Source organism: Pseudocitrobacter sp. 73 (genome assembly GCF_008369545.1).
Taxonomy (GTDB): Bacteria; Pseudomonadota; Gammaproteobacteria; order Enterobacterales; family Enterobacteriaceae; genus Pseudocitrobacter; species Pseudocitrobacter vendiensis.
This window is the reverse complement of sequence record NZ_VTZO01000010.1, coordinates 124,515-148,628: the sequence shown is the minus strand read 5'-3', so window position 1 is coordinate 148,628 and position 24,114 is coordinate 124,515. Positions and strand designations below refer to the sequence as shown.

General features: G+C 52.9%; 22 protein-coding genes and 1 tRNA gene. 5 read left to right on the top strand and 18 right to left on the bottom strand.

Features of this window, described 5'->3' with window-relative positions; all coding sequences use genetic code 11:
• Window positions 1-8 precede the first annotated feature (8 nt).
• The 4 genes from F0Q32_RS12460 to actS form a co-directional block, all read right to left on the bottom strand.
• A complete protein-coding gene (locus F0Q32_RS12460; protein WP_149463311.1) occupies window positions 9-686 on the bottom strand; it encodes a hypothetical protein in 678 nt (225 codons plus the stop codon).
• Window positions 687-746: 60 nt separating this feature from the next.
• Window positions 747-1,325: a common pilus major fimbrillin subunit EcpA gene (locus F0Q32_RS12455; protein ID WP_149463310.1), complete on the bottom strand. Its 579-nt coding sequence runs from the start codon at window positions 1,323-1,325 to the stop codon at window positions 747-749.
• 1,666 nt (window positions 1,326-2,991) lie between these two features.
• Window positions 2,992-3,065, bottom strand: a tRNA-Gly gene (locus F0Q32_RS12445).
• Between the two features lie 82 nt (window positions 3,066-3,147).
• A complete protein-coding gene (gene actS / locus F0Q32_RS12440; RefSeq protein ID WP_370516879.1) occupies window positions 3,148-3,852 on the bottom strand; it encodes an amidase activator ActS in 705 nt (234 codons plus the stop codon).
• A gap of 291 nt (window positions 3,853-4,143) precedes the next feature.
• Here actS and idi point away from each other — a divergent pair, with 291 nt between their 5' ends.
• The gene (idi, locus tag F0Q32_RS12435) at window positions 4,144-4,695 is read left to right on the top strand and encodes an isopentenyl-diphosphate Delta-isomerase (RefSeq protein ID WP_149463307.1); all 552 of its coding nucleotides are present in this window, start codon (window positions 4,144-4,146) and stop codon (window positions 4,693-4,695) included.
• A gap of 147 nt (window positions 4,696-4,842) precedes the next feature.
• On the opposite strand, the gene lysS is transcribed toward idi, so the two are convergent.
• The 5 genes from lysS to xerD form a co-directional block, all read right to left on the bottom strand.
• Window positions 4,843-6,360, bottom strand: coding sequence for a lysine--tRNA ligase (gene lysS, locus F0Q32_RS12430; RefSeq protein WP_149463306.1), 1,518 nt, complete (start codon window positions 6,358-6,360; stop codon window positions 4,843-4,845).
• A 9-nt stretch (window positions 6,361-6,369) separates the two neighbouring features.
• Window positions 6,370-7,468, bottom strand: a protein-coding gene (prfB, locus tag F0Q32_RS12425; protein ID WP_015963134.1) for a peptide chain release factor 2 whose coding sequence is annotated in 2 segments (ribosomal slippage) — window positions 6,370-7,392 and window positions 7,394-7,468 — 1,098 coding nt in all. Because the reading frame shifts where the segments join, the coding sequence is not laid out codon by codon here.
• 91 nt (window positions 7,469-7,559) lie between these two features.
• Window positions 7,560-9,293: a single-stranded-DNA-specific exonuclease RecJ gene (gene recJ / locus F0Q32_RS12420; protein WP_149463305.1), complete on the bottom strand. Its 1,734-nt coding sequence runs from the start codon at window positions 9,291-9,293 to the stop codon at window positions 7,560-7,562.
• Window positions 9,294-9,298: 5 nt separating this feature from the next.
• Window positions 9,299-10,012 (bottom strand): bifunctional protein-disulfide isomerase/oxidoreductase DsbC, encoded by a 714-nt coding sequence (gene dsbC / locus F0Q32_RS12415; protein WP_149463304.1) that lies wholly within the window; start codon window positions 10,010-10,012, stop codon window positions 9,299-9,301.
• A gap of 23 nt (window positions 10,013-10,035) precedes the next feature.
• A complete protein-coding gene (gene xerD / locus F0Q32_RS12410) occupies window positions 10,036-10,932 on the bottom strand; it encodes a site-specific tyrosine recombinase XerD (RefSeq protein WP_149463303.1) in 897 nt (298 codons plus the stop codon).
• Window positions 10,933-11,034: 102 nt separating this feature from the next.
• Here xerD and fldB point away from each other — a divergent pair, with 102 nt between their 5' ends.
• Window positions 11,035-11,556 (top strand): flavodoxin FldB, encoded by a 522-nt coding sequence (gene fldB / locus F0Q32_RS12405; RefSeq protein WP_149463302.1) that lies wholly within the window; start codon window positions 11,035-11,037, stop codon window positions 11,554-11,556.
• On the opposite strand, the gene F0Q32_RS12400 is transcribed toward fldB, so the two are convergent.
• The gene (locus F0Q32_RS12400; protein WP_149463301.1) at window positions 11,553-11,969 is read right to left on the bottom strand and encodes a protein YgfX; all 417 of its coding nucleotides are present in this window, start codon (window positions 11,967-11,969) and stop codon (window positions 11,553-11,555) included. The two genes, fldB and F0Q32_RS12400, sit on opposite strands and share 4 nt — an antisense overlap.
• The gene (gene sdhE / locus F0Q32_RS12395) at window positions 11,950-12,216 is read right to left on the bottom strand and encodes an FAD assembly factor SdhE (RefSeq protein ID WP_149463300.1); all 267 of its coding nucleotides are present in this window, start codon (window positions 12,214-12,216) and stop codon (window positions 11,950-11,952) included. The genes F0Q32_RS12400 and sdhE overlap by 20 nt, the downstream gene beginning before the upstream one ends.
• A 247-nt stretch (window positions 12,217-12,463) precedes the next feature.
• Between sdhE and ygfZ the strand changes: the two genes are divergently transcribed.
• A complete protein-coding gene (gene ygfZ / locus F0Q32_RS12390; RefSeq protein ID WP_149463299.1) occupies window positions 12,464-13,444 on the top strand; it encodes a tRNA-modifying protein YgfZ in 981 nt (326 codons plus the stop codon).
• A gap of 96 nt (window positions 13,445-13,540) precedes the next feature.
• On the opposite strand, the gene F0Q32_RS12385 is transcribed toward ygfZ, so the two are convergent.
• Together F0Q32_RS12385 and yqfB are read right to left on the bottom strand one after the other, a co-directional pair.
• Window positions 13,541-14,200 (bottom strand): hemolysin III family protein, encoded by a 660-nt coding sequence (locus F0Q32_RS12385; RefSeq protein WP_149463298.1) that lies wholly within the window; start codon window positions 14,198-14,200, stop codon window positions 13,541-13,543.
• Window positions 14,201-14,342: 142 nt separating this feature from the next.
• On the bottom strand, window positions 14,343-14,675 hold the full coding sequence (gene yqfB, locus F0Q32_RS12380) for a N(4)-acetylcytidine aminohydrolase (RefSeq protein ID WP_149463297.1): 333 nt from the start codon (window positions 14,673-14,675) through the stop codon (window positions 14,343-14,345).
• 51 nt (window positions 14,676-14,726) lie between these two features.
• Here yqfB and F0Q32_RS12375 point away from each other — a divergent pair, with 51 nt between their 5' ends.
• Both F0Q32_RS12375 and bglA read left to right on the top strand, forming a co-directional pair.
• Window positions 14,727-15,455: a MurR/RpiR family transcriptional regulator gene (locus F0Q32_RS12375; RefSeq protein WP_149463454.1), complete on the top strand. Its 729-nt coding sequence runs from the start codon at window positions 14,727-14,729 to the stop codon at window positions 15,453-15,455.
• A 118-nt stretch (window positions 15,456-15,573) separates the two neighbouring features.
• Window positions 15,574-17,007, top strand: a complete 1,434-nt coding sequence (gene bglA, locus F0Q32_RS12370; RefSeq protein ID WP_149463296.1) for a 6-phospho-beta-glucosidase BglA — start codon at window positions 15,574-15,576, stop codon at window positions 17,005-17,007.
• Window positions 17,008-17,191: 184 nt separating this feature from the next.
• On the opposite strand, the gene F0Q32_RS12365 is transcribed toward bglA, so the two are convergent.
• The 5 genes from F0Q32_RS12365 to ubiI form a co-directional block, all read right to left on the bottom strand.
• Window positions 17,192-17,935 carry an SDR family oxidoreductase gene (locus F0Q32_RS12365; protein WP_149463295.1) on the bottom strand — a complete coding sequence of 248 codons (744 nt, stop codon included), beginning with the start codon at window positions 17,933-17,935 and terminating at the stop codon, window positions 17,192-17,194.
• A 56-nt stretch (window positions 17,936-17,991) separates the two neighbouring features.
• Entirely contained in the window at window positions 17,992-20,865 is a 2,874-nt protein-coding gene (gene gcvP, locus F0Q32_RS12360) for an aminomethyl-transferring glycine dehydrogenase (protein WP_149463294.1), read from the bottom strand.
• Between the two features lie 125 nt (window positions 20,866-20,990).
• The gene (gcvH, locus tag F0Q32_RS12355) at window positions 20,991-21,380 is read right to left on the bottom strand and encodes a glycine cleavage system protein GcvH (RefSeq protein ID WP_108475859.1); all 390 of its coding nucleotides are present in this window, start codon (window positions 21,378-21,380) and stop codon (window positions 20,991-20,993) included.
• A gap of 25 nt (window positions 21,381-21,405) precedes the next feature.
• Window positions 21,406-22,500, bottom strand: a complete 1,095-nt coding sequence (gcvT, locus tag F0Q32_RS12350; RefSeq protein ID WP_149463293.1) for a glycine cleavage system aminomethyltransferase GcvT — start codon at window positions 22,498-22,500, stop codon at window positions 21,406-21,408.
• A gap of 408 nt (window positions 22,501-22,908) precedes the next feature.
• On the bottom strand, window positions 22,909-24,111 hold the full coding sequence (gene ubiI / locus F0Q32_RS12345; protein ID WP_149463292.1) for an FAD-dependent 2-octaprenylphenol hydroxylase: 1,203 nt from the start codon (window positions 24,109-24,111) through the stop codon (window positions 22,909-22,911).
• Window positions 24,112-24,114 lie beyond the last annotated feature (3 nt).

Below are 24,114 nucleotides of genomic sequence, written 5' to 3'. Positions count from 1 at the left end.
AGCTATTCTCAGTTTACGTTAATGTACTGTTCATTATGCCAAATGCCGATTCGCGTTTTTTTATTAGTAAGGTCGGTATATTTTACCTTCACACTTATTCCTGGCATCAGATAATAACGTTCTCTGCACCCTTCACCGGCATCTTTAGACTTATCTCGGCATGGCCCGTACGAAATCACACGGAATGAGACATTCCCTGTATTTGTAACCGTATCGCCTTGCCAGGTATAATCAAAATTTTCATCGTGTGGAGCTACAACCAAAATTGTTCCAATAATTGCGGATGTTGTTGCTTCACCCTGTTTCTTTTTTTTCACATTATCAAATTCAGTAACAGGCTCGTCTGTCCACGAAAGTCGGTAGTAACGCTCTTTGTTATCCTGGAGTCCTTTATAAAAAAACCTAAAGTTTTCACTTGAGTTGCCGGGTAAAATTAAACTCGCAGGGGTGGATAATAATTCGCCTTTAGAATCCATGGGAATAACCTTCCCACCTGCCATTGGAGAACTGATACGCTCTAACGACACGCTCACATAGCGGGCGACATCCGTTGTGTTTTTAATCTCCTTAGCCAGACTCGATGCATCGCTACTCATCATTGAAGTAACTTCACCAACATTTATCGCATTTGCATAGAATGGACTGGCTGATGACATGACCAGAACAAAAGCAGCGCAGTATTTCATCTTATATCCTCAAAAGGAGGCCGAAGCCTCCTTTAAATCACCGGGCAGGAGAGCTATAAATCAGATGGTCCAAACGGCATTAAATTGAACGCGGACATCTCCACTCCAATAACCGTCAGTCAGTGCACTGAATTCTGCTGCGGTGCTACCGTCAGAAGTCGCTGATTCAATATTGAAATCGAAGTTACCCTGAGTACTTACACGATCGGTACCTGCGTAAGCGGTACTTACGGCCAGAGCATCAAGGCCAGCTGAGATATTGTTGGCAGTATCAATCATCGTTACTGGGGTTGTTTTGCTCAGTGCGGCACCGTTCCAGTTAACACCCACATCGAGTGTCGATGCGTCAGTCGTGCGGCTCAGGGTGTTATTGACAATCTGCGAGGTCAACATAAAATCAGTTGCGCCGGATTGGCCTTCGATAGTGATATCAAATGCGCCTTTTTGGGTATTAAATGATTTAATACCTTCGGCATACTGGAACGTCAGTGATTTTAATGGGGTAACAACCAAAGCACTGGTTGTATCTTTGGTTGCACTTGCATCCCAGCTGGCAGTTGCAGACGCAGTAACATCAGCCATAGCCTGGGAGGAGACGCAACCTAATGCAATTAAACCAGCTAATACAATTTTTTTCATTTTAATTAATCCTGAGTGAGTAAATTTATATCCATTATTTTTCAAATAACTGTATTCGTACTATCCAGAGATGATGCTATTCAATATCCCCCTTCCTCCCATTTTATTTTTCAAGCTCTGCTTTGTTGCATAGACCTTTTTATTAGTTATATTCAGTATTGCCGCTATTTGCCGCACCGTGTATTCACTAATAAAAAGATCAAGGACATGTATTTCCAAATCCGTTAGTTGATTCCTTGATATAGACATATCTCTGCGCCCCAAAAACGAGGTTCGGATCTTCCTCTTAACCTCCTCATGGCTATCGGTAGCGCCTATAATTGAAACAATCTGTTGATAGTTCTTCTTCCAATAGGATGCTAATAGCTGCATCTGTTTATCTGATACAAGAATTATTCTCAGACCTGTCTTCTTCAGGTGTTCAATCCACTTGCTGTTGGTGAACAGATTTATTTTATACCTGGAAAAATCAACAAAAATCAGCCCCGTATGCGTAAGAGTGTAATATGTATTGATAAGAAGCGTTCTTATCCCAATTTGCAAATACGTATTGTCATTTGGCCATATGCAATATTGGTTCTCAACGCAGTTCATCATTTTCACAGTAGGCTGAGCTGTTAGTTCACACCGATAATGACAACTTATGCAACGTACTAACTCATATTTCTGCAAAGGCATTCTCGATAAAAGCCTCCGTTTAATGTTCACGTCCTGCGGTGAGTACATATTACGTACAGTAAACTAATGTGACAACTTTAACGCACAAATGTTAAGTGTTTAAAATCTCATGAAATTCTTAAGGTCATGAAATAACATTTATTTTATAACCATCTATTTTTGATAGGATTTTTCCTAGTGAGATTTAAGTTCCTGAAAAAAACATTAAGATTATCCTGGAGGGATGTAGGAATATTCCAGTGTTCAGGCATGTAATCGGTTAAAAAATAACAGCACAAATAGTTAAAAAATAATCTCTCAAACGTGAGGGTGTTTTTTTTATGATTCTAGATTGTTGCAATTACATTAATAATTCGTGTTTTTATTGTTTTAAATGGTCATAAATCAGAAGATGAATCAAATGTCAGTCCAATCATAAATCCTGAAAACTTGATGTAGACGTATCATAAAGCACTTTCACAGAGCTTTTACGAGAGGGGCTAACGGGATATGGCCCTATTGATTTTGGGCCAGGAACATCTTGGGCGGGTTCTCAAAAAATGCATGGAACTAAAACGGGTCTATTTACACAAGCAACAAGCGAAGCAGTTAGGTGACTACATCAATGTTCAGAAAAGAGAAATCACACCTTATCAGAGTGCTCGTGTACCGTTAGGAGCGTGAGCGAAGCTGGCAGAGCCGGATCTGTAGCTACCGGGGCATTACCACTATTAGCTCTTTACGTGGCTCATAGGGCCACACATTGGGCTTGAATGCGTGTGATCAATCTGTTTCGGGAGTTATGCCTGGCATGCGGAATTTCATTCATTGTTGCGCTGTCGCGGTAAGAAGCAGGAACCACCGCCAGCGTGATGATATGCTCTCTTGTACCACAGACCAATCATGCGACAGGTGCGGGCGTAGAGCAAAGGGGAGTTTAAGTTGTACCTGCTAAGACGAGGCAACGTAATTAACTGAACGATATTAACTTGCTGATTTATCAGGAGTTTGGAGCGGGCGAAGGGAATCGAACCCTCGTATAGAGCTTGGGAAGCTCTCGTTCTACCATTGAACTACGCCCGCTTCGGCGTGTGCGAGGAGCATTATAAACCTTATGCCCTCGCTGGCAAGCCTCATCGCCACTGACTGGCGATAAAATAGTCTTTTAGCACTTAGGCTTACTGCCTTGCGGCGGTAAGTAGCGCAGTGGGTCAATCGCCGTCGCGCGGTAGCGAATCTGGAAGTGCAGACGCACGGAATCTGCATCGCTGCTGCCCATGGTGGCAATCTTCTGGCCAATCTTCACACTTTGGCCGTTGTTCACCAATAGCGTGTCGTTGTGCGCGTAGGCGGTGATGTAATCCTCACTGTGTTTAATCATGATCAGATTACCGTAACCGCGCAGTTGGTTGCCGACGTAGACCACTTTCCCGGCTCCTGCTGCATACACCGGTTGACCGCGACTGCCGGAAATATCGATACCCTTATTACCGCCGTCAGCGGTGGAGTAAGGCATGATCACTTTCCCGCTGGTCGGCCAGCGCCAGCAGCGTTGCCCCACCGGAGGCCATGATGCCTGCGGCACGGCCGAGGATGGTGTCACTTTCGCCGTGCTGCTTGATTTTTTACCTAACAGTTTTGAGGAACTGCCGGTTTTAATCTTCTGCCCGACCTCAATGGTATAGGGCGGCTTGATACCGTTCAGACGCGCCAGTTCGGCCACGCTGGTGCCGGTTGCACGAGAGATACGCGACAGTGTGTCGCCGCGTTTGACGGTATAGACCGAACCATCATAGCTGCCGGAGCCCGATTTGCTCCCGGAACAGCCCACCAGCACCACGCCGAGAAACAGGCACAGTATAAAACGCATTGGCTGGGTACTCAGGCATCCTGCTAGCAAAACATCGTCCTCAGGTTAGTTCAGTCAGGTCGCCTATGATAGCAGGCTGATGGCGGATGCCAATATCTCAGACAGAAGGATGAGTGTTGAAAGAATACCCTTCCACCACCAAATCCATCACTAATATGCTGTCGGGTTTAATTCTGGTTGTGCCAATTTCCGCACTGCGGGCCAGTTTGTTTCCTTAAGCCTGAGGTATAATAGCTTTGCCCGGTGGTGTAGCGCCATCCGGCGTTTTTGAATTCGCTATCGGGAGCCAGGATGAAAGGGCAAGAACACGTCATTTTGCTGAATGAAAAAGGTGAACAGATTGGCTCTGCGGAAAAATATGCCGTACATACCGCCCACACGCCTCTCCACCTCGCCTTCTCCTGCTGGATTTTCAATAACCAGGGTGAGGTTCTGATTACCCGACGCTCGCTCAGCAAAAAAGCCTGGCCGGGCGTCTGGACCAATTCGGTATGCGGTCATCCGCAACTGAGCGAATCGTTCGAGCAGGCGATTACCCGTCGCTGCCGTTTCGAAGTCGGCGCGGCACTCACCGACATTACGCCGGTTTATCCTGAATTTCGTTATTGCGAAACGGACGCCAGCGGTATTGTGGAAAATGAAGTCTGCCCGGTCTATGCGGCAAGGTTAACCAATACCATTGCATTGAACCCGGACGAAGTGATGGATAGCCACTGGGTTTCATTAGATGCGCTTTTTCAGGCGCTGGCTGCCACGCCGTGGGCATTTAGCCCGTGGATGATATTGCAGTATCGTTCGCAAGAAGCGCGGGATAAGCTGGCGCGGTTTGTCCCCTCACCCTAACCCTCTCCCACAGGGAGAGGGAACAGATTGTGCAAGTGGTTGAAATCTTCGCTGGTTTTCTCCCTCTCCTTTGGGGAGAGGGCCGGGGTGAGGGGTTAAAAAAAGCCCCGATGCTCACACATCGGGGCTTTTTTACATCTCAGTGATTTATTTCACCGGGCGCATCGCCGGGAACAGAATCACGTCGCGGATGGTGTGGCTATTGGTGAACAGCATCACCATACGGTCGATACCGATACCCAGACCCGCAGTCGGCGGCAGGCCGTGTTCCAGTGCAGTTACGTAGTCTTCGTCGAAGAACATCGCTTCGTCGTCGCCTGCGGCTTTCGCATCAACCTGATCCTGGAAACGCTGTGCCTGATCTTCTGCATCGTTCAGCTCGCTAAAGCCGTTACCGATCTCACGACCACCGATGAAGAATTCAAAGCGGTCAGTGATTTCCGGGTTAACGTCATTACGACGCGCCAGCGGAGACACTTCAGCCGGGTATTCAGTGATGAAGGTCGGCTGAATCAGGTGCGCTTCGGCCACTTCTTCGAAGATTTCGGTCACGATACGGCCCAGACCCCAGCTCTTCTCAACATGAATACCGATGCTTTCCGCAATCGCTTTTGCCGAGTCGAAGTTATCCAGATCGGCCATATCCGTTTCCGGACGGTATTTCTTGATCGCTTCGCGCATGGTCAGTTTTTCGAACGGCTTACCGAAGTCGAAGGTTTCTTCGCCATAAGGCACTTCGGTGGTACCGAGGATATTCTGCGCCAGGGTGCGGAACAGAGATTCGGTCAGTTCGATCAGGTCTTTGTAATCCGCATACGCCATATAGAGTTCCATCATGGTGAACTCTGGGTTGTGACGTACGGAGATACCTTCGTTACGGAAGTTACGGTTGATTTCGAAGACGCGTTCGAAGCCGCCAACAACCAGACGTTTCAGGTACAGTTCCGGCGCGATACGCAGGTACATGTCCAGGTCCAGGGCGTTGTGGTGGGTGATAAACGGACGAGCAGACGCGCCGCCAGGAATCACCTGCATCATCGGGGTTTCCACTTCCATAAAGTCGCGGGCAACCATGAACTGGCGGATACCGGCCATAATCTGGGAGCGGATTTTAAAGGTTTTGCGGGATTCATCGTTAGAGATGAGATCCAGGTAACGCTGGCGATAACGCGCTTCCTGATCCTGCAAACCATGGAATTTGTCCGGCAGCGGGCGCAGCGCTTTGGTCAGCAGACGCAGCTCGGTGCAGTGGATAGACAGTTCACCGGTTTTGGTTTTGAATAGTTTACCTTTCGCGCCGAGAATATCGCCGAGGTCCCATTTCTTGAACTGCTCGTTATAGATGCCTTCCGGCAGATCGTCACGGGCAACGTACAGCTGAATGCGGCCACCCACATCCTGTAAGGTCACGAAAGAGGCTTTACCCATAATACGGCGGGTCATCATGCGGCCAGCAACGGACACTTCGATGTTCAGCGCTTCCAGCTCTTCGTTCTCTTTGGCGTCGAAGTCAGCGTGCAGTTGGTCTGAGGTGTGGTCGCGACGGAAATCGTTCGGGAACGGGAGGCCCTGCTCGCGCAGTGCTGCCAGCTTCTCGCGGCGCGCTTTCAGTTCATTGTTAAGGTCAGCTACCGCGTCAGCACCTTGTGCTTGTTGTTCAGACATGTTGGTTCCTCATAACCCTGCTTTCAAACTTGCTTCGATAAATTGATCCAGACTGCCGTCCAGCACCGCCTGCGTGTTACGGGTTTCTACACCGGTACGCAAGTCTTTGATGCGGGAGTCGTCCAGGACATAAGAACGAATCTGGCTACCCCAGCCAATGTCGGACTTGTTGTCTTCCATCGCCTGTTTTTCCGCGTTCTTCTTCTGCATTTCCAGTTCATAAAGCTTCGCTTTCATCTGCTTCATGGCCTGGTCTTTGTTCTTGTGCTGAGAACGATCGTTCTGGCACTGGGTAACCGTGTTGGTCGGAATATGGGTAATACGTACCGCAGATTCTGTACGGTTAACGTGCTGACCACCCGCCCCTGACGCGCGATACACGTCAATACGCAGGTCAGCCGGGTTGATTTCGATATCGATATCGTCATCCACTTCCGGATAAACAAACGCAGAGCTGAAAGAGGTATGACGACGGCCACCAGAATCGAACGGGCTCTTACGCACCAGGCGGTGAACGCCGGTTTCAGTACGTAACCAGCCGTACGCGTAATCACCGGAAATCTTGATGGTAACGGATTTGATACCCGCAACTTCACCTTCAGATTCTTCGATGATTTCGGTTTTGAAGCCGCGCGCTTCAGCCCAACGCAGATACATACGCTCAAGCATGCTGGCCCAGTCCTGCGCTTCGGTGCCGCCGGAACCTGCCTGGATATCCAGGTAGCAGTCGGCGCTATCGTATTCACCGGAGAACATGCGGCGGAATTCCAGCTGTTCCAGCTTCTCTTCCAGCGTATCGAGTTCCGCAACGGCTTCGTTGAAGGTCTCTTCGTCATCCGCTTCTACAGCGAGCTCCAGCAGCCCGGAGACATCTTCCAGGCCCTGAGACATTTGATCCAGCGTATCGACGATGGCTTCAAGAGAGGAACGTTCTTTGCCCAGCGCCTGTGCGCGCTCAGGTTCGTTCCAGACGTCCGGCTGTTCCAGCTCGGCGTTTACTTCTTCAAGACGCTCTTTCTTGGCATCATAGTCAAAGATACCCCCTAAGAACGTCAGAGCGCTCCGTGAGGTCCTGAATGCGGTTATTTACCGGGTTAATTTCAAACATGGTCTGTTTTCTTTTAATGGACGAGTCAAAATGCGGTTATAAGGGCGAGATTTTACCGGATCTGCGCCCTTATTTATAGCGATTACTGGCGCTAAATTGGCCAGATATTGTCGATGATTAACTGCACACTGCGGTTTCCGCGAAACTCGTTGATGTCGAGCTTGTAGGCAAGCTTAACTTCGCGCACGCCGTTATCCGGCCAGCAGGCGGTATCAACGTTAAACGCGATGCCGTCCAGCAGCGGGCCGCCGCCCACGGGTTCCACCATCACTTTCAGGTGACGTTCACCGACAATGCGCTGTTGCAGCAGACGAAAATGCCCATCAAAAAGCGGTTCCGGGAACATCTGCCCCCACGGCCCGGCTTCACGTAGCATCTGCGCCACGTCCAGCGTCATCTCCTGCGGGGAAAGTTCGCCATCTGAAAGAATTTCCCCCTGCAACAGGGCCGGGTCGAGCCATTCAGTGACCAGTTCGCCAAAACGCTGCTGGAACTCATCAAACTTCGTTTCTTCCAGCGATAAACCTGCCGCCATCGCGTGGCCGCCAAACTTCACCATCAGGCCAGGATAAAGCGTGTCCAGGCGTTCCAGCGCATCGCGCATATGTAAGCCCTGAATCGAACGGCCAGACCCTTTCAGCATGCCGTCTCCGGCAGGGGCAAAGGCAATCACCGGGCGATGGAAACGCTCTTTGATACGCGAGGCAAGAATGCCCACCACGCCCTGATGCCATTCAGGGTGATACATCGCCAGCCCGCCGGGCAATGTTTCGCTGCTTCGCTCCAGCTTTTCGCACAGCGTCAGCGCTTCTGCCTGCATGCCCTGCTCAATCTCTTTACGCGTCTGGTTGAGCGCATCGAGTTCATTTGCCAGCATACGGGCTTCACCGAGGTTTTCGCTCAGTAATAGCGCTACACCAACAGACATATCATCCAGACGACCGGCAGCATTCAGGCGTGGGCCGAGGGCGAAACCGAGATCGCTCGCCACCAGCTTTTGCGGGTCGCGATTGGCAATTTCCAGCAAGGCTTTGATGCCAGGACGACATACACCCGCGCGAATGCGGCTCAGGCCCTGCCAGGTCAGAATGCGGTTATTCGCGTCCAGCGGCACCACGTCGGCGACGGTGCCCAGCGCCACCAGGTCGAGGAACTCGACAATCTTCGGCACCGCGATGCCGCGCGATTCAAACCAGCCTTTGGCCTTCAGATGATTACACAGCACCAGCATCAGGTAGAACGCCACGCCTACGCCCGCCAGCGATTTCGACGGAAACGGGCAGTCAGACAGGTTTGGGTTCACCATCGCATCAGCATCCGGCAGCGTCTCGCCTGGCAGGTGATGATCGGTCACCAGCACGCTGATCCCCAATGCATGCGCATGATCGACGCCCGCATGGGAAGAGCTCCCGTTATCCACCGTCATGATCATCTGCGCGCCGCGCGTATGCGCCTGATCGACAACTTCCGGGCTCAGACCATAACCGTCTTCAAAACGGTTCGGCACCAGATATTCCACGTTATGGCAGCCCATCGCGCGCAGCGAAAGCACGCTCAACGCGGTGCTGGTCGCGCCATCGGCGTCAAAATCGCCGACAACCATAATGCGCAGGTTTTTCTCGAACGCATCGTGCAGCATCTCAACGGCCTTTTCGACGCCCGTTAATGTGCGCCAGTGCAGCATGCCTTTCAGGCCGCGCTCCAGATCGTCCGCCGACTTCACGCCACGGCTGGCGTACAAACGACGCAGCAGCGGCGGTAAATCAGCGGGCAGCGAATCTGAATCAACCGCCTCGCGGCGGCGAAGTTGAATCTGTGGTTTCACGCGAATTATTTACCGCTGGTCTGTTTTTTATGTTCGTCGAGGAAGGCTTTCATCTCTTTCGGCCCCTGATAACCCGGCACAACGTAGCCATCGTTCAGGACAATCGCCGGCGTACCGTTAACGCCAAACTGCACACCCAGCGCGTAGTGATCCGCGATATTGATATCGCAGCTGGCAGGCTGTGCACCTTTGCCGTTCATTGCGTCATCAAACGCTTTGTTGCGATCTTTCGCGCACCAGATGGCTTTCATATCCTGCTCGGCCTGGCTCTGAATGCCCTGACGCGGGAAAGCGAGGTAGCGCACGGTGATACCCAGCGCGTTGTAGTCGCTCATTTCTTCATGCAGCTTGTGGCAGTAGCCGCAGGTGATATCGGTAAAGACGGTAATCACGTGCTGCTCTTTTGGCGCTTTGTAGACAATCATCTCTTTTTCCAGCGCGTTCAGATGGGTCATCAGCAACTGGTTGGTCACGTTGACCGGCTGCGCGCCGCTGACGTCATACATCGGCCCCTGAATAATGTGTTTGCCATCTTCAGTCACGTAAAGCACGCCGCTGTTGGTCAGCACGGTTTTCATGCCCGCGACCGGCGCAGTCTGGATATCCGTACTCTGAACACCCAGTTTAGCCAGCGACTGTTTAATCGCCGCATCATCCGCGTGGGTAGTGGCGGAAAAAGCCGCCGCCAGCAGGGTAAACATCACTAAACCTTTTTTCATGAACTCGTCCTTTGTAGTCAGCATCACGCGCGTGGGTGGTGCTGTTGATGTAGTTGTCGCAGTCGCTCTGTCGCCACATGCGTATAAATTTGTGTTGTCGATAAATCACTATGACCTAACAGCATCTGCACCACACGCAAATCTGCGCCGTGGTTGAGCAAATGGGTGGCAAATGCGTGGCGTAACACGTGCGGGGAGAGCTTTTCGCTGTCGATACCCGCCAGTTGAGCATAGTGTTTAATGCGATGCCAGAACGTCTGGCGCGTCATTTGTTGCGCGCGCTGGCTGGGAAACAGAACGTCTATCGATACCCCGTTAAGCAGCCACGGGCGGCCATGTTCCAGATACGTTTCCACCCAATATACCGCTTCTTCCCCCAGCGGGACGAGGCGTTCTTTGTTGCCTTTGCCGATGACGCGCACCACGCCCTGACGCAGGCTAATATCGCTCATCGTTAGCCCGACCAGCTCAGAGACGCGAAGGCCGGTGGCATAGAGTACCTCAAGCATCGCTTTATCGCGCAGTTCCAGCGGGATATCGGTCACTGGCGACTGAAGCAGCCGGTCAACCTGCGCTTCGCTTAAATCCTTCGGCAAACGCTGAGGCAGCTTCGGCGAGGCCAGCAAGGCACTGGGATCATCGGCACGCACTTTTTCGCGATAAAGATGCTGGAAAAAGCGGCGCATGGCGCTTAACAGACGCGCCGAACTGGTGGCTTTATACCCACCCTGCTGGCGTTCCGCGAGCAAATTCTGCAAATCATCATGCTGCACGGTATCAAGCGTCAGGCCACGATGCGCCAGCCATTCAACCACCATGGTGAGATCGCGACGATAGGCGCTCAGCGTGTTTTCGGCAAGATTGCGCTCCAGCCACAGCGCATCGAGAAATTGTTCGATTCGTGCGAGATCCTGTTCCACGTTCTCCCCTTTGCCTGTTTCATCGGCACCATTATGCCTGAATTGATGTCTCTTCTGGTACACTGGCCGCATAGTCACTGCAAGAATCGAGACCTTTACGTTATGAACATCGGCCTTTTTTATGGTTCCAGTACCTGCTACACCGAAATGGCGGCGGAGAAAATTCGCGACATCATCGGCCCGGAACTGGTGACGCTGCACAATGTGAAAGATGACGCTCCGGCGCTCATGGAGCAGTACGATGTGCTGATCCTCGGCATTCCGACCTGGGATTTCGGTGAGATTCAGGAAGACTGGGAAGCCATCTGGGAACAACTGGATACGCTGAATCTTGAGGGCAAAGTTGTTGCGCTCTATGGTATGGGCGATCAGTTAGGTTACGGCGAATGGTTCCTGGACGCGCTCGGCATGCTGCACGATAAACTGGCGACCAAAGGCGTGAAATTTGTCGGCTACTGGCCGACCGAAGGCTATGAATTCACCAGCCCGAAACCGGTCATCGCCGACGGTCAACTGTTTGTCGGCCTCGCACTCGACGAAACCAACCAGTACGACCTTAGCGATGAACGCATTCAGAACTGGTGTGAACAAATTCTTGGCGAAATGGCCGAACAGTTCTCTTAATGCTTACTCGGCGCGGGCTGCTGCATCACGATACGCCGCAGGTCGCGCCACTCTTCGGCATCCATACTGTCTGCTGCAATCCATAAATGCTGACGACGACGGCTTGCCAGCCTGCGTAAGCGCAGCATCATGCCTGAGTTCAGTACCCACGGTTGCCCGAGGATCTCCCACTCCTGATCGCGCCAGCGAAGGCGCGAGTCCATCAACAGTTTGATCTCTCCCTGATGAGAGTTGATCCGCCGCTGACTGCGCACGCAGTCAAAAACCACCAGCGACAGCAGCAACAACCACAGCGGGGTGTAGCTTAACGGCCAGGGCATCAGCAAGATGAATGCCGCCACCAGGCCATGGAGCAGTAAAGAGAGCCATTGTGAGCGCCAGGAGACGCGTAAATCAGATTGCCACAGGACCACGTTCCCGATTCCGAGTCTGAATTAAATGCACCATGCGCTGAAGTTCAGCATCCGCCGGCTTACCGTGATTCATCAGCCAGTTGAATAAATCTGGATCGTCGCACTCCAGCAGACGAATAAAAATCGCTTTGTCGCCGTCGCTCAGCGAATCGTACTCATGCTCGAAAAACGGCATGATGGAGATATCGAGTTCACGCATACCGCGACGGCATGCCCAGTGGATACGGGCTTTATTATTGATGTCCATAATTTCCTTCCAGCATAACGATGTCATTAGTTTAACGTGTTTTTTGCACTTACTTTACAGCAATCTCGTTAATCGCGGGCAACATTCAGAAAAACCACGCAAACTAAATGGATTTTCAGATTGCCTGCGTACCTTATCGCAAACCGCGCGTCAGGGCACGAATCGGCTGTTGAAAGCGCTTGCATTGATGACCATCTCTTTTACCATGAGTTATCTACCCGTGCGTTAAGCAATTCAGGACATCACTATGGCTTTTACACCTTTTCCTCCTCGTCAGCCTTCCGCTTCTGCGCGTTTACCGCTGACGCTTATGACACTTGATGACTGGGCGCTGGCGACCCTTACCGGTGCCGACAGTGAAAAGTATCTGCAAGGCCAGGTTACCGCCGATGTCGCGGAACTGGGTGCCAATCAACATCTGTTAGCGGCCCATTGCGATGCCAAAGGCAAGATGTGGAGCAACCTGCGCCTGTTTCGCCGTAACGAGGGGTTCGCCTGGATCGAACGTCGCAGCCTGCGTGACGCGCAGCTGACGCAGCTGAAAAAGTATGCTGTATTCTCAAAAGTGGTTATCGAACCGAACGATACGCTGGTGCTGCTTGGCGTAGCGGGCTTCCAGGCGCGTGCGGCGCTGGCGAATCTGTTTGCCGAACTGCCAGATGCCGACAAGCCACTGGTGCAGGAAGGCGAAACCTCACTGCTGTGGTTTGCCCACCCGGACGAGCGCTTCCTTCTTGTCACCGACGAAGCCACCGCCACGCGCGTCACCGACGCCCTGCGCGGCGAAGCGCAGCTCAACAATAGTCAGCAGTGGCTGGCGCTGAACATTGAAGCGGGTCTACCGGTTATTGATGAAGCCAACAGCGGGCAGTTCATTCCTCAAGCCACCAACATTCAGGCGCTGGGCGGCATCAGCTTTAAGAAAGGCTGTTACACCGGGCAAGAGATGGTGGCGCGCGCCAAATTCCGTGGCGCCAACAAACGTGCGTTGTGGTCACTGGCGGGAACGGCCAGCCGCGTACCTGATGCCGGGGAAGACCTGGAACTGAAGATGGGCGAGAACTGGCGCCGTACCGGTACCGTTTTAGCCGCGGTACAGCTTGATGATGGCCGACTGCTGGTGCAGGCGGTGATGAATAACGATATGGAACCTGATAGCGTGTTCCGCGTGCGTGACGATGCCAATACCTTAAGCATAGAGCCGCTACCGTATTCGCTGGAAGAGTAAGGATGCCAGTGCCGGATGCGGCTTCGCCTAATCCGGCCCACGCCAGGCATGACGTGGTTTGTAGGCCGGATAAGCGAAGCGCCATCCGGCAATCAATTACGCCTGCCCAACATAAAGATAAATCGCCAGGAAGTGGCAAACGCTGCCGCCCAGCACAAAACCGTGCCAGATAGCGTGATTATAGGGAATACGCTTACAGACGTAGAAAATCACGCCCAGCGAATACACTACCCCACCCACAGCCAGCAGCGTCACACCGCCAATCGCCAGCTTAATCGCCAGTTGATACACCACGATCAGCGACAACCAGCCCATCGTGAGATAGGTGACCAGCGACAACACTTTGAAGCGGTGCGCGATGGTGAGCTTAAACAAGATCCCCAGCAGCGCCAGGCTCCAGATAACTATCATCAACCCGCGCGCCAGCGGGGAATTGAGGCCCACCAGCAAAAATGGCGTATAAGTCCCCGCAATCAGCAAATAGATAGCGCAGTGGTCAAATTTCTTCAGCCAGATTTTGGCCCGCTGATGTGGGATCGCGTGGTACAGCGTCGAGGCGAGAAACAGCAAAATCATGCTGCCGCCATAAAGGCTATAGCTGGTGATTGCCATTGCGCTGGCGTTGGTATCCACCGCCTGCACCAGCAGCAGAACCAGCCCCACAATACCAAATACAAAACCCACTCCATGGCTGATGCTGTTGGCAACTTCCTCTGCCAACGAGTAACCCTGTTTAATGAGCGGTTTCTGATCCATTACGTACTCCGGGTGAACAACACAATCTGTTAAACGCCCCTAGCGTAACTGAGAATGATTCCAGTGAACACCTGTTCGCTAAAATAAAAAGATGTATAATTATAAATAACTAAAAATCATATAGTTATAAAAATCATTCACCTCACACTTGTTCATTATTTTCGTGCAGGCATTTGAACTCAATCACGTGATACACCGTTTGGCCGGGATAAATGTCGGTAATCACCCGGCGCAGTTCGGCAAGCGTCATGTTTTCCTGCTGCGCGTGCCACTCCGTTAACGTATCAAGCGTAATGCGCGAGGTGGCCAGCACTTCGATGGTGCAGAAGTAACCATCATCTTCATAACGCCCGACGCGTAAAATATCTCCGGCCTTAAAATGAGACTCCGCATCGTCACGCAGGGTAATCGTTTTCCGCCCTGCCAGAATATCGTCCTGAAAGCGGCGAAAAAAAGTGATGTCGTTGGGCTGCATGGTACTATTCCTTTAAGGTCTATGAATTATACGAGTATCGCCACCGTGAGCATGTTTACCCACACCGCCGTTGCCAGCCTCAATAATCTTGAGATGATGGTCTATCACTACGTTATCAAAAACCGCGACAAAGTGATGTATATGACCATTCGCGAACTGGCCGATGCGGCGGGCGTCTCCACCACCACCGTGATGCGTTTCTGTCGCAAGCTCAACTGCGACGGCTACTCTGAATTTCGTGTACGTTTTAAATTGTATCTGGAACAAAACGAGCCGCAACAGGCTAATTTCGGTGCCAGTGAAATTATTGGCTTTTTTAAAAGCGTCAACAATGACGAGTTTGATAAATTACTCGATGATGCCGTCGATATCATATTATCTTCGGAACGAATTATTTTCGTCGGCGCGGGCACGTCAGGCTCGCTGGCAAAATATGGCGCACGCTTTTTCTCGAATATCGGTAAATTCAGTAATCACATTGATGACCCCTATTTCCCGGTAACCAACGACATGGCGAAAAACGCGCTGGCAATTGTGTTATCTGTTTCCGGAGAAACAGAGGAGATCCTGCGCTTTGCCAGCCAGTTCAGCCTGCATCGCTGCAAGGTGATGTCCATAACCAGCCACGAACACTCCCGTTTGGCAAAGCTCGCCGACTTTAATCTCTCCTGGCATTTCCCTCAAACGCGTATTGGTGGCGTTTATGATATTACGACGCAGATCCCGGTAGTTTATATTCTGGAATCGTTGGGCCGTAAACTGGCGAAGAAATTAGCATAAAAATACAGGGTGTTTTTCCGATGTAACATATAACACGGCGCAACATTTGTTATATCGTGACTTTTCGATACCCTTTGTTAGACTCACTTTAATTGTATTAACGAGTGAGTAGAGCACAATGAAAAAACTGACCTTACCGAAAGATTTTTTATGGGGCGGCGCGGTCGCAGCGCATCAGGTTGAAGGCGGCTGGAATAAAGGCGGCAAAGGCCCGAGCATTTGCGACGTACTGACCGGCGGCGCACACGGCGTACCGCGCGAAATCACTCAGGAAGTGGTTCCCGGGAAATACTACCCAAACCACGAAGCCATCGACTTTCACGGCCATTACAAAGAAGACATTAAGCTGTTTGCTGAGATGGGCTTCAAATGTTTCCGGACCTCTATCGCCTGGACGCGAATCTTCCCGAAAGGCGACGAAATGCAGCCGAATGAAGAAGGCTTAAAATTCTACGATGACATGTTCGATGAACTGCTGAAATACAACATCGAACCGGTTATCACCCTCTCCCACTTTGAAATGCCGCTGCATTTGGTGCAGGAATATGGCGGCTGGACCAACCGCAAAGTCGTTGATTTCTTTGTCCGTTTCTCTGAGGTTGTTTTCGAGCGCTACAAACACAAGGTCAAATACTGGATGACCTTCAACGAAATCAACAACCAGCGCAACTGGCGCGCGCCACTGTTCGGTTACTGCTGCTCCGGCGTGGTTTACACCGAGCATGAAAACCCGGAAGAGACAATGTATCAGGTGCTGCATCATCAGTTCGTTGCCAGCGCATTGGCGGTGAAAGCGGCACGTCGCATCAACCCGGAAATGAAAGTCGGCTGCATGCTGGCAATGGTGGCGCTCTATCCGTTCTCCTGCAAACCGGAAGACGTGATGTTCGCTCAGGAATCAATGCGCGAGCGTTATGTCTTTACCGACGTCCAGTTGCGCGGTTATTACCCATCCTACGTTCTGAACGAGTGGGAACGGCGTGGCTTTAACATCAAGATGGAAGACGGCGACGAAGCGATTCTGCGCGAAGGTACCTGTGATTATCTTGGCTTCAGCTACTACATGACCAACGCGGTTAAAGCAGAAGGCGGCAGCGGGGATGCTATTTCCGGCTTCGAGGGTAGCGTGCCAAACCCGCACGTGAAGGCCTCCGACTGGGGCTGGCAAATTGACCCGGTAGGCTTGCGTTATTCGCTGTGTGAGCTGTATGAGCGTTACCAGAAACCGTTATTTATTGTCGAAAACGGCTTCGGCGCGTACGACAAAGTGGAAGAAGACGGCAGCATCAACGATGACTATCGCATCGACTACCTGCGCGCGCACGTCAAAGAGATGATGAAAGCGGTGACCTACGATGGCGTGGATTTAATGGGCTACACGCCGTGGGGCTGCATCGATTGTGTTTCGTTCACCACCGGTCAGTACAGCAAGCGCTACGGTTTCATTTACGTCAACAAGCACGACGACGGCACGGGCGACATGTCGCGCTCACGCAAGAAAAGTTTTGAGTGGTACAAAGCGGTGATTGCCAGCAACGGCGAGACGCTTTAAATACGGCCCCCTCACCCTGCCCTCTCCCGCAGGGAGAGGGTAAAAACCCGCGCAGTTCTTTAGACCACGCTCGATCGATTCCCTCTCCCTGTGGGAGAGGGTTAGGGTGAGGGGAAACAAAAAACCTCACTTCCCGCCCGCACGTTGTAGGTCGGGTAAGGCGCAGCCGCCACCCGACAACAAACTACTTCCCGCCCGCCAGCTCGAGAAAACTCCCTGTCACATACGACGCTTTATCGCTTAACAGCCAGACAATCGCCTGCGCAACCTCTTCCGGCTGACCACCACGTTGCATTGGCAACACCGATTTCACCCGCTCAACCCGTCCCGGCTCGCCGCCGTCGGCGTGCATTTCAGTGTAGATAAATCCAGGCCTCACGCCGTTTACCCTAATCCCCTGTGCGGCGACTTCCAGCGCCAGCCCGGTGGTTAAGGTATCCACCGCCCCTTTCGACGCCGCATAGTCCACATACTCACTCGGCGCCCCCAATCGCGCCGCCGCAGAAGAGACATTCACGATAGCCCCACCCACGCCACCGTGCTGATGCGCCATCCGTTTAACCGCTTCGCGACAGCAGAGGAAATATCCTGTCACGTTGGTCGCCAGCACGCGGTTGATGCGATCTGCCGTGAGCGACTCCACGCGGCTTTGCTGAAACAGAATACCCGCGTTATTCACCAGCGCCACCAGCGGCTGATTGTGCTTGTCTATGGCCTCAAACATCGCCACTACCTGCGATTCATCGCTGATGTCAGCACGCAGGGCGAAAGCCTCGCCACCGGCTTCGGTTATCTCGCGTACCACATCGGCTGCCGCCTGCACGTTATGCCGATAGTTGACGGCAACGCTGTACCCTTCCTGCGCCAGTTGCAGCGCAGTAGCCCTGCCAATTCCCCGACTCGCGCCGGTTACCAGTGCAATGCCCATAACTGTCTCCTGTAAAAAAGGGCGCCGAAGCGCCCTTAACAGCATAGCTGAATAGCTTACTGGTATTCGCTCATCGGCACGCAGGAGCAAAACAGGTTACGGTCACCATAGACGTCATCCAGACGTTTCACGGTCGGCCAGTATTTGTTCTCCACGCCTGCCGGGAAGACCGCCACTTCACGGCTGTAACCGTGGTTCCACTCAGAAACCAGCTCGTTCTGCGTGTGCGGGGCGTTCACCAGCGGGTTATCTTCCAGCGTCCACTCACCCGCTTTGACACGGTCGATTTCCGCACGAATGGCAAGCATCGCATCGATAAAGCGGTCCAGCTCAACTTTGCTTTCCGATTCCGTCGGTTCAACCATCAGCGTACCCGCAACCGGGAAGGACATGGTTGGCGCATGGAAACCGTAGTCGATCAGACGCTTGGCGATATCCAGTTCGCTGATGCCGGTTTCTTCTTTCAGCGGACGAATATCAAGAATACATTCGTGCGCTACATGACCTTCACGACCGGTATACAGCACCGGGAAAGCGTCTTTCAGACGGCTGGCGATATAGTTCGCATTCAGGATTGCCACCTGGCTTGCCTGCTTCAGCCCTTCCGCACCCATCATGCGGATGTACATCCAGCTGATTGGCAGAATAGAAGCGCTTCCGAAGGGTGCCGCTGAAACCGCGCCCTGACGGGTCAGCATGCCTTCAATCTGCACCACGCTGTGGCCTGGAACGAACGGCGCCAGATGCGCTTTCACGCCGATCGGCCCCATACCCGGGCCGCCGCCACCATGCGGAATGCAGAAGGTTTTGTGCAGGTTAAGGTGCGAAACATCCGCGCCGATAAAGCCCGGCGAGGTAATCCCGACCTGTGCGTTCATGTTTGCGCCATCAAGGTAAACCTGACCGCCGAACTGATGCACAATTTCACATACTTCGCGGATCGTCTCTTCATACACGCCGTGCGTGGACGGGTAAGTCACCATGATGCAGGAGAGGCTCTCGCCGTGCTGCTCGGCTTTCGCACGCAGATCGGCCAGGTCGATGTTGCCCTGTTTATCACAGGCAACCACGACAACCTGCATTCCCGCCATCTGTGCGGAAGCCGGGTTAGTACCGTGCGCGGAAGCCGGGATCAGACACACATCGCGATGGCCTTCATTGCGGCTTTCGTGATAATGGCGAATCGCCAGCAGGCCCGCGTATTCGCCCTGCGCGCCGGAGTTCGGCTGCATGCAAACCGCATCGTAACCGGTCAGTTTCACCAGCCAGTCAGAAAGCTGACCGATCATCTGATGATATCCTTCCGCCTGTTCTGCCGGACAGAACGGGTGCAGTTCAGCAAATTCAGGCCAGGTGATCGGGATCATCTCGGCGGCCGCATTCAGTTTCATGGTACAGGAACCCAGCGGGATCATCGCCTGATTCAGCGCCAGATCTTTACGCTCCAGCGAGTGCATATAGCGCATCATCTCGGTTTCGCTGTGATAGCGGTTAAAGACCGGATGCGTCAGGATCGCGTCATCACGCAGCATCGCCGCCGGAATCGAACGGCTATCGAGTGCCACGTCTTTATCCAGCGTGTCGATATTCAGGCCGTGGTTGTCACCGAGGATCACACTGAACAACTTCAGTACATCGTCACGCGTGGTGGTTTCGTCAAGCGTAATACCTACCGCGTTGTGGATGTCGCTGCGCAGGTTGATTTCTGCCGCTTCGGCACGCGCCAGCACGCTGGCTTTGTCCGCCACTTCGACACACAGGGTGTCGAAGAAGTGTTTAAAGCGCAGTTTCTGCCCTTTCTGCTGCAGGCCGGTCGCCAGGATATCGGTCAGGCGATGAATACGATTGGCGATACGTTTCAGGCCAACCGGGCCGTGGAAAACGGCATACAGGCTGGCAATGTTGGCCAGCAGAACCTGAGAAGTACAAATATTGGAGTTCGCTTTCTCGCGGCGGATATGCTGCTCGCGGGTCTGCATCGCCATGCGCAGCGCGGTATTACCCGCCGCATCTTTCGATACGCCGATAATACGGCCCGGCATGGAGCGTTTAAATTCATCTTTCGCGGCAAAGAACGCCGCGTGCGGGCCGCCGTAGCCCATCGGAACGCCGAAGCGTTGGGCTGAGCCGAAAACAATGTCCGCGCCCTGTTTACCCGGTGCGGTTAACAGCACCAGCGCCATAAAATCAGCGGCAACGCTTACCACAACTTTTCGGGATTTCAGTTCAGCGATCAGCGACGTGTAATCGTGGACTTCACCGGTAGTGCCCACTTGCTGCAACAGCACACCGAAAACGTCCTGGTGATCCAGCGCTTTGCTGGCATCATCAACAATGACATCAAAACCAAAGGTTTCTGCACGGGTGCGTACCACATCCAGCGTCTGCGGGTGAACGTCAGCAGCCACAAAGAAACGATTCGCGTTTTTCAGTTTGCTGACGCGTTTTGCCATCGCCATCGCTTCGGCGGCGGCAGTGGCTTCGTCCAGCAGAGAAGCGGAGGCGATATCGAGACCGGTCAGATCCAGCGTCACCTGCTGGAAGTTCAGCAGTGACTCAAGACGGCCCTGGGAAACTTCCGGCTGATAAGGGGTGTACGCGGTGTACCAGCCCGGGTTTTCCAGCATATTGCGCTGGATAACCGGCGGTAACTGGACGCCGGTGTAGCCCATGCCAATATAAGACTTAAAGCGCTTGTTACGTCCGGCAATCGCTTTCAGCTCCGCCAGTGCGGCGAATTCTGTCGTCGCGTCGCCCACCTGCGGTGGGGTGGCAAGCTGGATATCTTTCGGCACGATTTGAGAAATCAGTGCAGTTAATGAATCCGCGCCAACCGTTTTCAGCATTTCCTGCTGTTGCTGAGCGTCCGGCCCGATGTGACGTTCGATAAAAGCATCACGGTTTTCAAGCTGGCTTAAAGTCTGTGTCATGAGCGATGGTTCCTGAAACGTGCGGTGATTTTAGAATGCCCTCTCCCCTGGAGAGAGGGTTAGGGTAAGGAGCACATTGGCACCCTCACCCCGGCCCTCTCCCTGAGGGAGAGGGAGAAAAACGGTTACTCGTCTTCTAACAGTGCTGCGTAGGCTGTCGCATCCAGCAGCGCGGCAACTTCCGCTTCATCGCTGGCTTTGATTTTGAAGATCCAGCCGCCCGCGTACGGTTCGCTGTTGACCAGCTCCGGCGAGTCGCTCAGTTCATCATTTACCGCAACAATTTCACCACTGATTGGCGCGTAGATGTCAGACGCCGCTTTAACGGATTCTGCGACTGCGCAGTCATCGCCTGCGGCAACTGTCGCACCGACGTCAGGCAGGTCAACAAACACCATATCGCCCAGTAATTCCTGTGCGTGTTCGGTGATGCCCACGGTGTAAGAGCCATCGGCTTCTTTACGCAGCCATTCGTGTTCTTTGCTGTATTTCAGTTCTGCGGGTACGTTGCTCATCAAAAAGTCTCCAGAAAAGGGGGAATTACGCGACGGCCTTACCGTTACGCACAAAAACAGGTTTCGTTACTTTTACCGGCATTTCACGGTTGCGGATCTGGACGATCGCGGTTTCGCCAATGCCCGCTGGCACGCGAGCCAGCGCAATACTGTGACCGAGCGTCGGGGAGAATGTCCCGCTGGTGATCACGCCTTCCTGTGCATTGCCGTGGGCGTCGGTGAAACGCACCGGCAGTTCACCGCGCAGTACACCTTTTTCGGTCATCACCAGGCCAACCAGTTGCTCGGTACCTTTTTCACGCTGCATCTCCAGCGCTTCGCGACCGATAAAGTCGCGATCGGCAGGTTCCCAGGCAATCGTCCAGCCCATGTTGGCCGCCAGCGGAGAGATACCTTCATCCATCTCCTGACCGTATAAATTCATCCCGGCTTCCAGACGCAGCGTATCGCGCGCGCCCAGACCACACGGTTTTACACCCGCTTCAACCAGCGCGCGCCAAAAATCGGCGGATTTCTCGCGCGGCATCGCAATTTCGTATCCCGCTTCACCGGTATAGCCGGTGGTGGCCACGAACAAATCGCCCGTCTGTACGCCAAAGAACGGCTTCATGCCCTCAACGGCCCGACGCTGTTCATCGCTAAACAGGGTTTCGGCTTTGGCTTTGGCATTTGGCCCCTGAACTGCAATGAGCGACAGGTCGTCACGAACGGTGATTTCAATGGCGAACGGTTCAGCGTGTTGGGTGATCCAGGAGAGGTCTTTTTCGCGGGTGGCGGAGTTTACGACGAGGCGGAAATAATCTTCGGTGAGGTAGTAGACGATGAGGTCGTCAATCACGCCGCCCGAGGCATTTAGCATGCCACTGTAAAGCGCTTTGCCGGGTTTCGTTAGTTTGGCAACGTCGTTTGCCAGCAGATAGCGCAGAAACTCGCGGGTGCGGCTGCCGTGCAGGTCGACGATGGTCATGTGCGACACATCAAACATCCCGGCGTCGGTGCGCACCGCATGGTGCTCATCAATTTGCGAGCCGTAATGCAGCGGCATCATCCAGCCGTGAAAATCCACCATTCGCGCGCCGCACTGCACGTGTTGATCATACAAAGGCGTTTGTTGTGCCATCTTGTCCTCGTTGAGTAAGCAAAGCCAACCACATTCCATTAGAAAAATCTGGCGTCGACAGCGCGAACAGGCTCCGACGCAAACGTTCTCTTTTGCCTGAACTTACCACCGAAATCGTCGGTAAACCATAAGCAAAGGCAGGTCATCAGATTAGCTTATGGTCAAAATCAGCCAAAAAGCTTACAGAGTTATTCGCTATAAAAATGCGAATAGAGCCACATATAATTAACATTCGTGCATGAGCGTTTAGCATAAAACCATATTTAGTGCGGAAAACGAGGCGTGTTTTTCGTTATCTCAAAAACGCTGAATTAGAAAAACTAATGCGAAAAAAGGCGTGAAATTAGAATATTTCAAACGAGAGGAAGGATCTCCCGGCAGAGCGCCGGGAGAAGAAGTGTGACGCAGTTAACGAAGCCACTCTGGAAGGTCATTCAGACCCATTGCCTGGCGGATTAACTGAGGTTTAACACCCGGTAATGTATCGGCGAGTTTCAGGCCAATATCGCGCAGCAGCTTTTTCGCCGGATTTTCACCCGCGAAGAGTTCGCGGAAACCCTGCATGCCGGCCAGCATCATCGCCGCACTGTGTTTACGACTACGCTCATAGCGGCGCAGATAGAAATGCTGACCGATATCTTTGCCCTGCGCGTGCAGACGGCGAACTTCATCAATCAGTTCAGCCGCATCCATAAAGCCCAGGTTAACGCCCTGACCCGCCAACGGATGAATGGTATGCGCCGCATCGCCGACTAATGCCAGACGGTGCGCGGCGAACTGACGCGCGTAACGTCCGGTCAGCGGAAAAACCTGACGATCGCTTTCAAGCGTACACAAACCGAGGCGATTGTCGAAAGCGATGTTGAGCGCTTTGGTAAATGTATGCTCATCGGCCTGCTGCATCCGTTCAGCTTCCTGCGGCGACAGCGACCAGACTATCGAGCAAAGATGTGGGTCGGAAAGCGGCAGGAAGGCCAGAATACCTTCGCCATGGAATGCCTGACGGGCGATGGCATCATGCGGTTCCTCGGTGCGAATGGTTGCCACCAGCGCGTGATGTTTATAATCCCAGAAGGTTAACGGGATATCCGCTTTATTACGCAGCCAGGAATTTGCGCCATCGGCCCCCACAACCAGACGCGCCGTCAGCATCGTGCCATCTTTCAACGTCAGAAATGCGTCGTTCTCCCCCCAGGCAACCTGCTGAAGTTCAGCGGGAGCCATTAAGGTAATATCCTGACAACGCTGCGCTTTTTCCCACAGCGCGTTGTGGATCACCGCGTTCTCAACGATATGGCCGAGATGACCGTAACCCAGGCTTTTATCATCAAAGGCGATGCGCCCGAAGCTATCTTTATCCCACACTTCCATGCCGTGATAGCGGCTGGCGCGATGGGCAAGAATGGCGGACCATACATCCAGCTTGTTGAGTAATTTTTCGCTACCCGCATTGATAGCCGACACACGCAACGCCGGAGGCGCATCCGCCGCCAGCGGCTGGGGCAACGCTTGTTCGAGCACCGCGACGCGCAGCCCGCTGCCCTGTAAACCACAGGCAACTGCAAGGCCCACCATTCCACCGCCAACGATAGCGACATCTACACTCTGCACATT